A 14,505-nucleotide genomic window follows, 5' to 3' on the forward strand; every position below is an offset into this window, starting at 1 on the left:
CTCCTGGGCTCAGCCCCTTGGGTCCAGCACATCCCGTAGGGCATTGCCCAGGATGTTGAAGGCCAGTACCGTCACCGCGATGAAAAGTCCAGGCCAGATGGCCAGCATGGGGTTGGAGTAGAGGTAGGCCTGGGCGTTCTGCAGCATGTTCCCCCAGGAGGCCAAGGGGGGTTGGATACCCAGGCCCAGATAGCTCAGGGCGGCCTCGGTGAGGATCGCCCAGCCCACCCCCAGGGTGGCCAGCACGATGGCCTGGGGCAGCACCTGGGGGAAGATGTGTCGGAACATGATGCGTGCGTGCGAGGCCCCCAGCGCATGCATGGCCTCCACAAACTCACGCCCCCGGTATTTGGTGAACTCTGCAAAGACTACCCGGGCCATCTGGGCCCAGAAGCCGATACCTACCGTGACCACCACGGTCAGGGGGTGATTGCCGAAGACCGTCACGATCACCAGCACCAGGAAGAAGCTGGGGATGGACATGAACACATCTACCAGGCGCATCACCACGGTTTCCGCCCAGCCCTGGAAATACCCGGCGATGCCACCGGCCAGGGTTCCGATGGTGAGCCCCACCAGCATGGAGAGCAGCCCCACTGCGAGCGAGACTCGCCCACCATAAAGCAAGCGGCTCAGCATGTCCCGCCCCAGCTCGTCGGTACCGAAGGGGTGGGCTGGGCTGGGGGCGGCCAGGATGTTCAGCGGGTCGGTACTGTCCGGGGCGACCCGGTATAGGGAAGGGCCGAATACCACCAGCACAGTCAGCAGGCAGAGCACAATAAAGGCCCCAAGCCCTACTGGGTTGCGGCGAACCCGCAGCCAGAAGCGGCTGTGAGGGGGCGCGGTGGAGGCCGAAGGCTGAAGGGTGCTATCCATGATTGATTCGGGGATCCACAGCAGCGTAGAGAACGTCGACCAGCAGGTTGACCACCACCACAATGGCCCCCACCAGCAGGGTGACCCCTAGAATTACCGGGTAATCGCGCCCATTGGCGGCTTCAATGGCCAGTCGGCCCAGCCCGGCCCAGCCAAAAACGCTCTCCACCACCACGGAACCGGAGAAGAGCACGGTGGTGATGAGGCCCAAAATGGCGATGACCGGGACCATGGCATTCTTGAGGGTGTGCTTGAGCAGCACCACCTGCTCCGAGACCCCCTTGGCCCTGGCCGTACGCACGTAGTCTGAGGTGAGCACCTCTAGCAGGGCCGAGCGGGTGATACGGATGACGTTGGGCATCAGGGTAAAGGCCAGAACCCCAGCGGGCATTGCCAAATGGCGCAGCCGGTCTGCGAGCGAGAATTCCTGGCCTACGGTGAAAATACCCGAGGAGGGTAGCCACTTAAACTGCACCGCGAAGACAATAATGGCCACGATACCCAGCCAAAAGGCCGGTACCGACATCCCTACCGTGGCCAAGCTGCTGATCAGGTGGTCGGGCCAGCGATTTTTGTACAAGGCGGAAAGCACCCCCAAGCCCACCCCCAAGACGGCAGTGAGGGCCAGGGCGCTGAGGGCCAGCAGCAGCGTATTGCCCATCCGTTGGGCCAACAGCGAGGCGACGGGGAGGCCCTGGTTGTAGGATTTGCCCAGGTCCCCCCGAGAGACCCCCCCCAGCCAGTCCAGATAGCGCACCAAAATCGGGCGATCCAGGCCATATTGCTTGAGTACCGCCTCCCGCTCCTCGGCGGTACGGCCCAGACTCACCGCCGAGGTGGGGCCGCCGGGAGCCAGATTGATGAGCAAGAAGGTGACCGCCGAGATCAGCAACAGCACCACCCCCCCTTGGAGGAGCCGGCGGAGGATATAGGCGGTCACCTTCAACCCCCCTAGCGCTTGATAAACCAGTCCGAGGAGTACTGGAAGGCGGCAGCGGTGTTGATATCCGCCATACCCCCAACCCGCTCGTTGCGCACCGAGAGGATGTCAGGGTACCACAGGTAGAGGTAGGGAAGCTGCTCGGCCAAAAGGCGCTGGATCCGTCGGTAGGTGAGCACTTGTTCCTGCACCCCGGTAGCCCGGAGCCCCTCCTCGAGCAGCTTGTCCAGATCGGGATTTTTGTAGTTGGGGATGTTGTTGCCCTTATCCGCAGCGGAAGAGGCGTAGTAAGGGGTTACATCGGGCGTCGGGGGGGTGCTCCACCAGGCCAGGGTGGCTTCATACTGGCGATTGACAAACATCTTCTGGATGTAAGCGTTCCACTCCATTACGTTGACATTGGCCTTGACCCCGATGGCTTTCCAGTACTGCTGCACCAGCAAGGTGGCCGGTACCAGATAACCGAACTGCCCGGTAGGCATGTCAATCTCGAAGGGTTTGCCGTCTTTTTGTAGCACCCCATCGGGGCCAGGGGTCCAGCCCGCCTGAGCCAGGAGCTGCTTGGCCTTCTCCGGGCTGTAGGGGTATTGGGCCACATCCTTCACGTAAAAGGCTTTTTGCAGGGGAGCAATGGGGCCGGTGGCAATCGTCCCATAACCGCGCACCACCGAGTCGATCATGGCCTTCCGATCGATGGCGTAGAGCAGGGCCTGGCGTACCCGCACATCCCGGAAGCGGGGGTCATTCTGGTTGAGGGCCACAAAGTAGTAGAGGTTCTGGCTTTGCCGCAGCACCTGCAGCTTGGGGTTGCGCTCTACCCCGGCCAGCAGCGCAGGGTTGGAGACCCCCACAAAGTCCAGCTCGCCGGAGATCGCCTGGGCCATCTGGGTGTTGGGGTCGGGTACGATCTTGAATACGATCGAGTTGATCTTAGGGCTCCCGCCCCAGTACTTTTCATACCGGACCAGGCGCACATACGAGCCCGGCACGAACTCCGCTACGCGGAAGGCCCCGGTGCCAATGGGGTTCTTCTTGTTAAAGTTGGCTACCTGCAGCGGATTCTCGCTGCTGCTCAAGATATGCCTGGGCAGGATGCCGGCGTAATAGGCCAGGTAGTAGGGCAAGGAGGAGAACGGTGCGTTGAGCACAAAGCGCACCGTCGAGGGGTTAACCACCTCCACGCTCTTGAGCTTGCTGAAGTTACCGGCGTTCTGTGCGCCCAGCTTCTTATTGAGAACCACGTCGTTGAAGGTGAAGGCCACATCCTCGGCAGTAAACGGTTTGCCGTCGTGCCAGGTTACCCCTTTGCGCAGGTTGAAGACCCAGGAAAGGCCGTCTGGGGCCACTTTCCAGCTTGTGGCCAAGCCAGGGGCTGGGCTTAGATCCTTGGGGCTATAACGCACCAACTGGTCGAACACAATTGTGTTGATCAGGTTGGACTCCACCACCGCCCCTGGGGTCCAGGGGTTCAGCGTGGGGTCAGCGTTGGTCGCCAGGTTCAGATTCGCGTTGGGGTCATAATCCTGGGCCATCCCCCCACCCAGGCTGAGCATTCCTACCAGCAGCACTGCACCTATACCAAACTTCCACCGTATACCCTTCATCACCTTATGCCTCCTTTTACCGATGTAACCCCTCGCCTAGATGGGATAGCCGAGTTGCCTCGAGATGGCCCTGGCCACCTGGACGATGAGCTCAGCGAAGCGGCCAAGGGTTGCATCATCCACCCGAAATTCTGGCCCCCCCACGCTGATCCCACCGGTGACCTGGCCCCCCTGATCAAAGATCGCGGCCCCCACCCCTCGAGCGGCTAGATCAAAATCCCCATCGCTCACGGAATATCCTCGCTCCCGGATCTGGGCCAACTCCCGCCGCAGCTTGGCGGGCTCCATCACGGTGCGCTCGGTGTAGCGCGGATAGCTGGGCAGCCGGTTCAGGATGCGTTCTTGCTCAGCCTCCGGGAGGTTGGCCAGGATGGCCTTAGGAACGGCTCCGACATGAAGCGGTATCGATTGGCCGAGCACCGAGGCCACCCGTACCCGCTGGGTGCTGTCTCGCCGGTCCACGCACACCGCAAATTCACCCACCAGCACGAAGAGATTGACCGACTCCCCGGTCTCGGCGGCCAGGCGGTCCATAAAGGGGGCGGCCACGTCAACCAAGGAGGAGGGCCGGTTGCCCGCGGAGGCCGCCGCCAACACCCCCAGGATCGGGGTGAGCGAGAACCGCCCATCGGCATCGGTGCGCAAGAAGCCGGCTTCTTCCAGGGTTTTCAAAGAGCGGTAGACCTGGTTCTTCTCCAGGCCCATCCGCTGTGTCACCTCGGTCAAGGTGAAGCGGTGGGGTGGAGCGGCAAACGCGAGCAACACCTGAAGGGTGCGATAGGAGGAGTTCATTACATACTGGTTCTGGCTTTGGCTCACCATGTGAGAACCTTTCACAATATGAAACTTTCTTAGCAAAGTATTACAGCCCCCTCCATTTGTCAAGCCGTATCGTTACGGGGCAGTTGGCGTGGAAGCCGCTGGCTATGAAACAAAAGCGCAGAGCCTGCCGTTTTTGTAACGGTTATCCATCACCCCAGACCGGGGCCCACCGCGCTACTTTGAGTTCAAATCTTGCTGTGGGCAAAGCCGAAAGGGGGAAAATGCAGACGCTGGATCGTGAAATATCCGAAGAGCTGGGCTTTGGGATGGTCCCCAACATTTTTGCCTGGGCGCAGGGCGAAGATCTCGAGAGCGCCTTCTGGAGAGCCTTTCGGCACATCGTGCTGCGCGGAACCCTGCCCCGCACCGTCAAGGAGATGATGGGGGTGGTCGTATCTCAGGCTTTGGGGGCGCGCTACGCCGCCGAGGTTCACCTGCATGCGCTGATGGTACAGGGGATCCAAGCCGAGGTGCTTGAGGACCTACGGCGGGGCGAGGCTGCTCCAGATCTGCCAGAACCGGTGAAGGCCCTGCTGCGGTTTGCCCATGCGGCAGCAGACCAGTTGGACCCTGCCTCGCTGGCAGATTTGCGAAGCAGGGGCCTATCCGAGGTGGAGCTTCAAGAGGCGGTAGCGGTGGTGGGGTTGTTCAGGAGGGTGGCCAGTTGGACGGAGATGCTGTCTATACCCGTAGATCCGCTGTAGGGATGGAAGCCCTGCTCTTGCGGCTGCTGCTCCTGCATGAGACGGTGGTGGGTTGCGCCGCCCTCCCGTTCACAGAGATGCTCCAGCAGGTTCAGGAGCGCTCCTGTTGGGTGTTTGAGGGAGCCCGACTGCACCTGCTATCGCCGAGGGAGGCCCAGGGGCTGCCGGGGCGGGGTTTGGTGGAGAAGCCTCGAGGATACGGGGCTTACTTCGGGGGGCCCCCGGAACCGCTGTACCTGTTCCTGGAGCATCCGAGGATTCAGGACCCGACCGAGCTGCGCTTGGCGGCACTGTACATGGAACACCTGCTCTCGATGCTGCGTGCCGCAGGCTGCTGCCAGGAGCTGGAGCGGCAAGCCCATCTGGATTGGCTCACCGGTCTGGGAAATCGATGGTCCTTGGAGCGCCGTTTGGGGCAAGGCTTGCCCCCCAACTGGGGTTTGGCCTTGCTCGACCTGGACAACCTTAAGGAAGTCAACGACACCCAAGGGCACCTGGCGGGGGACCGGCTCCTGTCCAAAGTGGGGGAGGCCCTCCGGCACCGGGGCCTGGAGGCCTATCGCATCGGTGGGGATGAATTCGTGGTTCTGCTCTACCGGCCCGACCTGGAGTGCTTGCAGCAGGCAATTCAAGGACAATCCCTCAGCCTGGGGATTGCCTGGTCAGAAGAAGCCGAGGCGGCCAATCTTTTGCGCCTGGCGGATGAGAGGATGTATGCCGACAAGCGCAGGCGGAAAGCCATGGCTCCCCTCCGGACCAGGCCCTTGTGCAGCTAAACCATCGCCCTCTGGGATTGGGCTTATCCTGATGGCATGGGCTGGAGTTAGATAATGTCCGCACGGAAGCTCCCATCTCACCGCTCACCCCATACCCTGCCGGAGGGGTTCGATCTCCTCGAGGCCACCCATAGCCTGATGGTGGTCTGCACCGATCTAGAGGGGCGCTTCACCTACGCCAATCGGGCTTACCTGGAGTACATGGGGCTTCCCGAGCCCCCCTTGGGATCCTCGGCGCTGGAGCAGGTGGCCGCAGAAGATCTGCCGCGGGTCCTGGAGGCGATTCGGAAAGTCCTGGCCCAGCCCGGTCAGGCCCTTTGGGTGGAGCTCAGCAAGCCCCTGGAGGGGGCCTGGAACCGAAGCCGCTGGGAGTTCGTGGCCATTTGCGACCCCCAGGGTCACCCTGTAGGGGTCCAGTGTGCGGGCTACGACATCAGCAAGGAGTACCGCCAGGCCCGCTTCCTGGAGGCCTCGACCCACCTCCTGAGTCTGGGGCTCAAGGGGGTTTTGTCGGCGGAGGCCCTGCTGCAGCAGGCGCTGGATGCGGCTTTAGCCGTGGTGCCTGCGGCCCAGGCCGGGAGTGCCACCTTGCGGCAACCCGATGGAAAATTTCGCTTCGTAGCCGCCCGAGGCTATGACCTCACCGCCTTGAGGGAGGCCTACCTGAGCCCTCAGGAGCTGCTCTGGCGAAGCCGGCATATTCAGGCGCGGGTGTTCAGTCAGGCTGACCTCGAGCGCTTCGACGCGGCTCTGGATCCCGAGCGGCAGGCCCTGCTGTGGGGGCCGGGCCGCACCGGGAGCATCCAGGCCATGCTGGCCATCCCGGTGGTGGTAGAGGGCCAGCCTCGAGCCTACCTCTACCTGGACCACTTTGACCGAGCGGAGGCCTTTGACCCTCTGGATTTGCACCACGCTGAAGGGTTGGCCCACCACGTGGCCTGGCTGCTGTTTGGGGGCGAGCTGCGCAAGAAGGCCTACTTGAGTCGCTATGCGGATTTTCAGACCGGGCTCCCCAATACCCGAAGCCTGCGGGAAGCGCTGGAGAAACTGCCCCCCGGGCCCCGGGCCCTGCTGGCCCTGCAGTGCCGCTCGCTGGAACGAATCCAGCGGCTCGAGGGGGAGGCCGTCTGGGCGACGGTCGTGCGGGAGTTGGGTCACAGCCTGCAACGCAGGTTGCGCCCCACCGATCGCCTGGCCTTCAAGGAGGGCACCTTTTGGCTGCTGCTGGAGGGGGTGCAAAAGGCCGAGGAGGTCTATGCCGTTCTGGGTCGGCTGAAGGGTGAGGTGAGGGTTGAACTCGAGGCCCGCTGGCCCCAGCTGGACTTCAGCCCGCGCGTCGGGGTGGTCCTGGCCGAGCCAAACCAGTCCCCTCCAGAGCTGCTGCAAGCCGCTAAGGTAGCCCTCGAGCAAAGCCACCACCCCGATTCCATCAGCGTATTCAACCCCACCCTGGCCGCGCGGACCAGGGAGGGCGATAGCCTGCGCCAGGCCCTCAGCCAGGCCCTTCGGCGGCGCCGGGCCGAAAGCCCGCCGGATGGCTTCGCCCTCCATTACCAACCGATCAAAACCCTCACCGATCAGCGGCTCCACCACTTCGAGGCACTGCTGCGCTGGACGGTCCCTGAACTGGGGCCCATCCCCCCGGGAAAGTTCCTGCCCTTGGCCGAAGAAGAGGGGTGGATGCCGGAGCTGGGGGACTGGGTGGTGAAGGTGGCAGCCCAGCAGTCGGCCCGGTGGGGGATTCCGGTGGCGGTTAATCTATCCGGCAGCCAGCTCGAGCCGGACTTGCTCCACCGGGTATCGGTCTACCTGGAGCGCTACCGCCTCTCCCCCCAGCAGCTCATCTTTGAGGTCACAGAACAGGTGATCCTGGAAGAATCCAGCCTAGAGCTGCTGCAAAGCCTTGTGGCGGGGGGACACCCGCTGCATCTGGACGATTTTGGCTCGGGGCTGTCTTCCCTCGAGCGGCTCACCCGGCTGCCTCTGGCTGCGGTTAAGCTGGATCGGGGATTTGTGGCAAACCTGGGTCTAACCCCCCACCGGGAGACCCCCGAAGCCCGCCTGCTGCGGGCGCTGCGCGGGCTGGGGAGCAGCCTGGGGGTTGATCTGATCGTGGAGGGGATTGAGACCCCAGAGCAGCTCGAGTTCCTCCTGGCCGAGGGGTTTGCTCTCGGCCAGGGGTTCCTTCTGGGCCGCCCAGCCATCTACTCCGAGGCGGAGGTCCAGCAACTTCGCGGAGGTTCAGATCGAGCCTAAAGCACCCCGTCTACGCCGATTAGGCCCACCTTGGTTTTACTGGGGGGTCGCGTTGGCTGCGCTCGGCCTCGGCTGGCTGGAGGAGGGCTTGGGGATTTTGCCGGCCCATCGCCTGCCCTGGTTCATGATTTTTGTTGCAACCGTGGCCAGCGCCTATGGCCTGGCCTGGGGGCTGCTCGCGGTGGGGATTTCTGCCCTGGCAATGCTGGCCCTCTCCAGCTTCGGCCCATGGGACCTGATCCTCCTGCTGCTCTCTGCTGGGATCGCCCATAGCCTGGGGTCGAGTCTCCGATGGGCGCACCGAAGGGCGAGAGATCTGGCCAAGAATCAGGGCCTGCTCACAGAGGCCTTGCAAACCCTCACTGGGATTGAGGAGCGCGGGGCCCTCTTACAGACCCTGCCCAGATGCCTGGCCCGCCTGGGAGAGGGGGGGCATGTGGGGGTTTGGGTGCCTCAAGGGAAAAGTTTCCGCTGCCTCAACTGCGTTCCCCCAATCAGCCTCCAAGAGATCTCCGCTCAGGGGATCGTAGGCCGGGCCCTGCGGCTGGGAAAACCCGTGTATATCCCGGATGTGCGCAGGGAACCAGATCACATAGCCACCCCAGGCCTGGCTACCCTGGCCGAGCTGGCCCTACCCCTCTTTGAACGGGGTGAGGGAGTGGCGGTGTTGAACCTGGAGCGGACCAAGCCGTTCAGGCCCGAGGAGGTGGAAGGCCTGGCCCGATTCGCCGATACGGTAAGCCTCCTGCTCGATCGCCTGACCGATCTGGAGCTACGCCGCCTCCTCTCGGAACTGGCCGCTGAGCTGCAAGAGGTTGGCACCTTGAAGGAAGCTGCTGAGCGGGCCCTCTCCCTGATCCTGAAAGGGCTCAGGCTGGAGGCAGGGGTGATCTGGGAAGCCCGGGGAGCTCGGATGCAGGCGCTGGGCTGTCGGGGGGTGACCGAACCCAACCTGCTGAGCGCCCTGCAGGAGGGACTGCCCTTTGGCAAGGGCTTGGTCTGGGAAGTGTGCCGAACGGGCACCCCCTACTACACCCAGCCCTACGAAGAAGAGCCTCGGGAAGTAGGGGAGTTGGAGGCGATGGGCTGGAGTACCTTTGTGGCCCATCCAGTGGTTACTCCAGGCGCCGGGCAGAGTCGTTTTGTCCTGGTCGTGGGGGAAAAACAGCAGCGATCCTGGCGGAAAGCGGAACAAGAGCTTCTGTTCCTCTTCTGCCACACCCTTGGGATTGGACTGGAACGCCTGGTGGAGAAGGCGCGCTTCGCGGGGGTGAACCAGCTCACGCAGGAGCTGTTGGATCGCTCCTCCGAGGAACTCTACCAGAGGCTGCTCCAGAAGGCTGTGGATCAGGTGCCTGGCAGCGAGGTGGGCAGTCTGCTTGTCCTGGAGGGGGGAAAGTACCGCTTCAAAGCAGCGGTGGGCTATGACTTGGCGGGGTTAGGGACTTTTGTGGCCAGTCCTGAAGAGACCCTCCTGTGGTACGGGCTGGGCGAGGAACAGGCCAAGCAGGGCGAGCCCCGACTCCTGATCGCCGGGGAGCGCTCGATTGCGGAGGTGAGCTACCAGACCGCCCCACCTGAGGTGATGGATACCGCAGGCCGGGTCAGGGAAATCCAAGCCAACCTTTGCCTTCCTATGCCGTATAGGGGAGAGGTGATCGCCTATTTGAACCTAGACAACCTACACGACCCCCAGGCTTTTGGACAGGACAGCCTTGGTGCTGCCCGCTTTTTTGCCGCCCCCCTGGCCACCCTTCTGCATGAAAGCCGTACCCATCAGCTCTTAGAACAAGCCGCCCTCACCGATTCCCTGACCGGGCTGCCCAATCGCCGGGCATTTGACCGCATCTTTTTGGAGGAGCTCGAAAGGGCCGCGCGCTACGGTCATCCCCTCTCGCTGGCGGTGCTTGATCTGAAGGGGTTCAAAGCGGTTAACGACCGCCTCGGCCACACCACCGGGGACCAGGCCCTGATCGAGGTAGCGGAAACCCTGGACCGGGAACGGCGCGGCGGCGACCACCTGTTTCGCTGGGGCGGGGATGAGTTTGCCGCCATCTTTCCCCATACAACCAGAGCAGAGGCCCTCAAGGTCGTCTCCCGATATGCCCAGGCCATTGGAGGCATCCGGTTCGGAGAGTCCAGCTTGGGGGTGAATATCGGGCTGGCAACCCATCTGGAGGATGGGCGGACTCCAGATGAGCTGCTCATTGCCGCCGATACCCGCATGTACCAGGCCAAGGCCTTGGGGGTGACGGTGGCCTCCTTGCCTGAAGGAGCATGACCCCGTTACAACCAGGGTGGATATCCAGGTATTTTCTCACAGGTAACCTTCCTTGAACCGGTTAAGCTGAGGCCACAGAAACAGGAGCTTGCAATGAGCATCACCGGCTGGCTACAGGGTTGGCTTCGCGGCGGTTCTCCAAAGCCACTGCTCCTTTCGGAGCAGGAACGGCATTTTCAGGGTCTGGATGTACAGGCGGTGCTCGAGGCCCACCTTGCCTGGCGCAAACGCCTGGAGGACGCCATTCAGGGCCGCCTGGAGGGAGAGCTCGACCTTTCGGTTATCGTCCGGGACAACGTGTGCCAGCTGGGTCAGTGGATCTACGGCCCGGCCAAGTACAGTTTGCTGACCGCCCATCCGGAATTTGCCGATTTGCGCGAAGCCCATCGGCGCTTTCATCTGACCGCAGCCCGGGTTGTACAAACCCTGCGCTTGCAGGGCCTGGAGCCGGCACGGCGGATTTTGGAGGGCGAGTTTGATCAGCACTCCAAAGCCATCGTGCAAAACCTGGCGCTCCTCATGGAAAAAGAGCGGAGCTTGTCCCCATAACCCTCAGCCGGGAGAAGGCTCCTCGAGCCCCTCCACCTGCAGGCGCAGGGATTCCAGGTCCATCTTGGCGTAGATCGCGCTGGTATTGACATCGGCGTGCCCCAGTAACCGGGCGGTGGCGTAGAGGTCCTTGAGGCCCCGGTAGAAGCGGGTCCCGGCGGTGTGGCGCAGGGTATGCACCCCACGGTAGCGGGCAGGGAAGTCCAGCTCCTGAAAGTGTTGGGCAAAGCGCAGCTGCAGCATCCGGGGGCTCATTCGCCGGCCCGCGGCCTTCCGGCCCCCCAGGTTGATCAGCAGGGCCGGTTCCCCGGCCACGGCGTAGGCCAGGCGCAGCTTCAGCCATCGGCTGAGCTCTTGCAGCAGGCTGTGCCCCAGCGGCAGGGTTCGGGCCTTACCCCCCTTGCCCTTTTGGACCTCCAGCAGCCCTTCGGCCAAAAACACGTGGGCTGCGTCCAGCGCCACCACCTCGGAGAGCCGCAGCCCGGCCTCACCCATCAGCCGGGCGGCCAGATGATCCCGCTGCGACTCCGCATCATCGCCAGACAGGTGCTCCAGAAGCCGCCGGTATAGGGCTTGAGGCAGGGCTGGACGGCGCTCGTGGGCCGGGGTAGGGTCGCTGGGGGCGGGGGTCTCGGGCACCCCGGATACCCCTGCCCAGGCCAAGGCCCGGTACAGGCTGCGCACCCCGGCCAGCCGGGTGGCCAGGCTCGAGGGCCTCAGCCTCTTGCGCTGCCGAGGATCCGCCAGGTGCCCGCCTTCAGTCCCCAGGGCGTGCAGCCAGGCGTCGATCTCGTCCGACCCCACCTCCCATAGCGCCACCCGGGGGCCTTGAGCCTCTGGGGGCCAGACCCAGGCCAGGAAATCGCGGATCCCAACCTCATAGGTCTCCAGGGTCCGAGGGCTGATGGCCGCCCGGCGCCGCCCCTTGAGCGCCAGGTAAGTGCGGTGCAGCTCGAGCAGCCGCGCCTCATCGCGCTCCTGCAGGGCTTGCAGGGCGGCAACCCTGCGCTTTTTAGGGTCCTGCCAATGGCTGCGTGAAACCAGCATGACCGTAGCCTACCATATTTCGCCTAATTGCACTTAGGCGAAATTCGCTCCTCTGACCCCAGGGCAGGGTCGCGGCATGCTCTAGGCCAAGGCAACTTCCCTCGAGCCCCGGTTTTCCCCCAAGGATGGGGCTACTCCCGCGTCAAGCGGTAGTGAATGCCCTTCGCATCGACCCGGATCAGGTGCAGCACCGGCCCGGCCCCGGTCATCTCAAAATAGGCCTCGAAGGTCTCGGTCTGGTCCTTGAAGCGGTTGGTCAGGGTCATGCGCCAGTCGCTCAGGGTCATGCGGCCCTGGTATTTTTGCGAGTAAAACTGCTGCGAGCCCACAAAGCCGCTGGCCCCGTTGTGGGCCGAGCTATAGGTTCCACCCTGGTTGAAGGTGAAGGTATCGGCTGTGCTCACCGCGTTCATGCCCGCATAGGCCCCCGTGATCGAGTTGTAGTACTGCCCGGCGGCGGAACTGCTCGAGGTCCATTTGCCGGTCAGGTCGGCGGCCTTGACCGCGAACTTGTTGTAGCCGTACATCTTGCCCACCGCCTCGATGTTGGGAAACTCCTTCTGAAAAGCGGCAAAACTCGGAGCCACCACCTGAATGGCATACCCCAGACCCTTGTCAAAGCTGATGTAGAGGGCCACGTGCTTGCGGGCCCCGGTGGCGACCTCGGTAGCGCTGCCCTCACCAAAGTAGAGGCAGAAATAGCAGGTGTCGTTCTTGAACACCTTGAGCTCATCCACCTTGTAGCGGGGAGCCACCAGGCGGCTCCAGTAATAGTTGACCCTGTCCTGCTCGTTGCCCATCACCCACATGTTTTCCGGTAGCGGCATCCCGTAGTGCAGCAGCACCACCACTTCGCCCCTGGCCACCCGCACGAAGCCGTTTTCGACGGTGGCCACCCAGCCGTCGTTGAAGCGGGTGGTGGGGGTGGAGATGCTGCGAGCGCTGGCGGGGGCGTTGCTGGGCGGGCGGGCCACGTTTTGCGGCGGGGCCTGGGCGGCCTTGGGCTTGCTGAGCTTGAGCGAGCTATTGAAGCGGTCGAACAGGTCGAAGAGCTTCTCGTCGGTGGTGATGTAGAGGATGCTGGCCACGCGCCCGTTGCCGGTAAAGGTGGAGAGCAGCACCACATAGTTGAGCCCATCCTGCGAGGCCGCCAGGCCCCCGGCCAGGTTCTGGTAGTCGCCGTTGGGCGGCCCCATCTCGGTGGTGGGCTCGCCCGAAAGCCCCAGACCCTCGGCCACCAGCCGCTTCCACTCGCCCCTGAAGTTTTGCTCGGGATCGTTGCCCGCCGGTACGCTGGCATACAGCACGATGGTGCCGAAGAACTCCTTGGTTTGCAGCGCCAGCATCACCCCCCCTTGCAGGTTGCTGTTCTTCCAGCCCTGGGGCGGGGTATAGTCGAAGATATCGAAGGTCTCGGCCAGGGCACCCCCCCAGCCGAACCCCATCAGAAGAATTGCACCCACCAGGCCACGCAGCCGTTTCATGCGTCCACCTCCTAATAGTTCCCGCCCAGCTTACGTGAAGATGGATGACTGAAGCATGACCAACCGACCCCTCAAAACTTGCGACGAGTGCGGGAGCTTGTTCTTTGCTGACACCTCGCGCATGGATTCCCTGTGCCCAGAGTGTGCGCATCTGCTTTACGGATATGAGCCCTGTGTCCACACCTTTGTGAACGGACGTTGCTCGAGATGCCATTGGGACGGCTCCGTTTCGGATTATGGTCGGAAGCTGAAACAAGAGCGGGACGACGGCGATTTGGGTGCCTGATCTGAGGGCTAGGCTTGGGCCTGGAGTTCGCCAAATGCGAGACCCGCGACACGGTCGGTGTTGGGGTGCCGCTATGGCCTATCGCTGAGGAACGCATTTTCAGCAGAACTTGATTTATGGTTTTATGGTAATCTGTACGTATGGCAACTTCGGCAGGGAAGGTGAAAGTGACCCTGACCTTAGACCTCGAGGTAGTGCGGGCCTACCGGCTGGCGGCGGCCCGTAAGGGGCTGCGGGACAACCAGGTGGTCGAGGAGGCCCTGCGCGCTCAGCTCGGGGTGGGGGCGATGGAGGCGCTCTTGAAAGCCGCCCCCAGGATGGACGAGGCCCAGGCGGTACAGGCCGCCAACGAGGAACTGCGGGCCTACCGCAAGGCCAGAGGCAAAGCCAAACCATGAGGGCGGTGCTCGATAGCACCGTCTACGCTGCGGCGGCGCTCAACGAGGGGGCGAGCCACCGCATCGTGAAGGCGTTCATTGAGGAGGGGTTCTTCACCGCCATCGTTAGCCACAACCTGCTTGCGGAGATTCGAGGCGTGCTGTGGCGGCCTCGGTTCAGCTTCAGCCAGGGTCCGGTGGACCGCTACCTGACCGCCATCTTCTTCAACGCCGAGCTGCATCCCGACATGCCCAACCCGCCCCGCCGCAGCCGGGATCCCAACGATGACTACCTGCTGGCGCTGGCCCTGGAAGCCAAGGCAGATGTGATGGTGAGCGAAAACTGGGATTTACTCGAGGTCGGTTCCCTCGAGGGCCGCATCCCGACTCTGAACACAAGGTCTTTCCTGCGGCTGCTGCGCGAGGGTGGGCTCGAGGGTTGAGGCGCAACTTCCCGACCAGACGAAGCCAGATGCCGATGATTGATCTGGCATCAAACCACC

At 63.2% G+C, this 14,505-nt stretch carries 13 protein-coding genes; 7 read left to right on the forward strand and 6 right to left on the reverse strand.

The features are described from left to right. Positions 1-9 precede the first annotated feature (9 nt). From Mgrana_RS04580 to Mgrana_RS04595, 4 genes are read right to left on the reverse strand one after another with little or no spacing between them, the layout of a single operon-like run. On the reverse strand, positions 10-876 hold the full coding sequence (locus tag Mgrana_RS04580) for an ABC transporter permease (protein ID WP_119356430.1): 867 nt from the start codon (positions 874-876) through the stop codon (positions 10-12). After that, positions 869-1,816: an ABC transporter permease gene (locus Mgrana_RS04585; RefSeq protein WP_206075051.1), complete on the reverse strand. Its 948-nt coding sequence runs from the start codon at positions 1,814-1,816 to the stop codon at positions 869-871. Before Mgrana_RS04585 ends, Mgrana_RS04580 begins: the two co-directional genes overlap by 8 nt. A gap of 11 nt (positions 1,817-1,827) precedes the next feature. Next, complete coding sequence (locus Mgrana_RS04590) at positions 1,828-3,420, reverse strand: ABC transporter substrate-binding protein (protein WP_119356432.1); 1,593 nt, start codon at positions 3,418-3,420, stop codon at positions 1,828-1,830. 36 nt (positions 3,421-3,456) lie between these two features. Further along, positions 3,457-4,212 (reverse strand): IclR family transcriptional regulator, encoded by a 756-nt coding sequence (locus Mgrana_RS04595; RefSeq protein WP_206075052.1) that lies wholly within the window; start codon positions 4,210-4,212, stop codon positions 3,457-3,459. A gap of 251 nt (positions 4,213-4,463) precedes the next feature. Here Mgrana_RS04595 and Mgrana_RS04600 point away from each other — a divergent pair, with 251 nt between their 5' ends. From Mgrana_RS04600 to Mgrana_RS04620, 5 genes are all read left to right on the forward strand, one after another. Next, positions 4,464-4,946: a carboxymuconolactone decarboxylase family protein gene (locus Mgrana_RS04600; protein WP_119356433.1), complete on the forward strand. Its 483-nt coding sequence runs from the start codon at positions 4,464-4,466 to the stop codon at positions 4,944-4,946. A 2-nt stretch (positions 4,947-4,948) separates the two neighbouring features. After that, entirely contained in the window at positions 4,949-5,722 is a 774-nt protein-coding gene (locus Mgrana_RS04605) for a GGDEF domain-containing protein (RefSeq protein ID WP_119356434.1), read from the forward strand. 54 nt (positions 5,723-5,776) lie between these two features. Continuing rightward, complete coding sequence (locus Mgrana_RS04610; protein WP_119356435.1) at positions 5,777-7,978, forward strand: EAL domain-containing protein; 2,202 nt, start codon at positions 5,777-5,779, stop codon at positions 7,976-7,978. 52 nt (positions 7,979-8,030) lie between these two features. Next, positions 8,031-10,259, forward strand: a complete 2,229-nt coding sequence (locus Mgrana_RS04615) for a sensor domain-containing diguanylate cyclase (protein ID WP_240631249.1) — start codon at positions 8,031-8,033, stop codon at positions 10,257-10,259. 93 nt (positions 10,260-10,352) lie between these two features. Beyond that, positions 10,353-10,808 (forward strand): CZB domain-containing protein, encoded by a 456-nt coding sequence (locus tag Mgrana_RS04620; protein WP_119356436.1) that lies wholly within the window; start codon positions 10,353-10,355, stop codon positions 10,806-10,808. 3 nt (positions 10,809-10,811) lie between these two features. Here the strand turns inward: Mgrana_RS04620 and Mgrana_RS04625 are convergent, their stop codons facing one another. Continuing rightward, on the reverse strand, positions 10,812-11,855 hold the full coding sequence (locus Mgrana_RS04625) for a tyrosine-type recombinase/integrase (protein WP_119356437.1): 1,044 nt from the start codon (positions 11,853-11,855) through the stop codon (positions 10,812-10,814). 131 nt (positions 11,856-11,986) lie between these two features. Beyond that, positions 11,987-13,339: a hypothetical protein gene (locus Mgrana_RS04630; protein WP_119356438.1), complete on the reverse strand. Its 1,353-nt coding sequence runs from the start codon at positions 13,337-13,339 to the stop codon at positions 11,987-11,989. A 426-nt stretch (positions 13,340-13,765) separates the two neighbouring features. Here Mgrana_RS04630 and Mgrana_RS04640 point away from each other — a divergent pair, with 426 nt between their 5' ends. Beyond that, positions 13,766-14,023, forward strand: a complete 258-nt coding sequence (locus Mgrana_RS04640; protein ID WP_147021203.1) for a hypothetical protein — start codon at positions 13,766-13,768, stop codon at positions 14,021-14,023. A gap of 5 nt (positions 14,024-14,028) precedes the next feature. After that, the gene (locus tag Mgrana_RS04645; RefSeq protein WP_170146397.1) at positions 14,029-14,445 is read left to right on the forward strand and encodes a putative toxin-antitoxin system toxin component, PIN family; all 417 of its coding nucleotides are present in this window, start codon (positions 14,029-14,031) and stop codon (positions 14,443-14,445) included. The last annotated feature ends 60 nt before the right edge of the window (positions 14,446-14,505 follow it).

The sequence above is a fragment of the Meiothermus granaticius NBRC 107808 genome (assembly GCF_003574355.1).
Lineage (GTDB): Bacteria > Deinococcota > Deinococci > Deinococcales > Thermaceae > Meiothermus > Meiothermus granaticius.

What these genes read in the sequence shown, in the direction of transcription:
- Mgrana_RS04580 (WP_119356430.1), bottom strand. Translation starts at nt 876, where the DNA reads ATGGATAGCACCCTTCAGCCTTCGGCCTCCACCGCGCCCCCTCACAGC.
- Mgrana_RS04590 (WP_119356432.1), bottom strand. Translation starts at nt 3,420, where the DNA reads ATGAAGGGTATACGGTGGAAGTTTGGTATAGGTGCAGTGCTGCTGGTA.
- Mgrana_RS04595 (WP_206075052.1), bottom strand. Translation starts at nt 4,212, where the DNA reads ATGAACTCCTCCTATCGCACCCTTCAGGTGTTGCTCGCGTTTGCCGCT.
- Mgrana_RS04600 (WP_119356433.1), top strand. Translation starts at nt 4,464, where the DNA reads ATGCAGACGCTGGATCGTGAAATATCCGAAGAGCTGGGCTTTGGGATG.
- Mgrana_RS04605 (WP_119356434.1), top strand. Translation starts at nt 4,949, where the DNA reads ATGGAAGCCCTGCTCTTGCGGCTGCTGCTCCTGCATGAGACGGTGGTG.
- Mgrana_RS04610 (WP_119356435.1), top strand. Translation starts at nt 5,777, where the DNA reads ATGTCCGCACGGAAGCTCCCATCTCACCGCTCACCCCATACCCTGCCG.
- Mgrana_RS04620 (WP_119356436.1), top strand. Translation starts at nt 10,353, where the DNA reads ATGAGCATCACCGGCTGGCTACAGGGTTGGCTTCGCGGCGGTTCTCCA.
- Mgrana_RS04625 (WP_119356437.1), bottom strand. Translation starts at nt 11,855, where the DNA reads ATGCTGGTTTCACGCAGCCATTGGCAGGACCCTAAAAAGCGCAGGGTT.
- Mgrana_RS04630 (WP_119356438.1), bottom strand. Translation starts at nt 13,339, where the DNA reads ATGAAACGGCTGCGTGGCCTGGTGGGTGCAATTCTTCTGATGGGGTTC.
- Mgrana_RS04640 (WP_147021203.1), top strand. Translation starts at nt 13,766, where the DNA reads ATGGCAACTTCGGCAGGGAAGGTGAAAGTGACCCTGACCTTAGACCTC.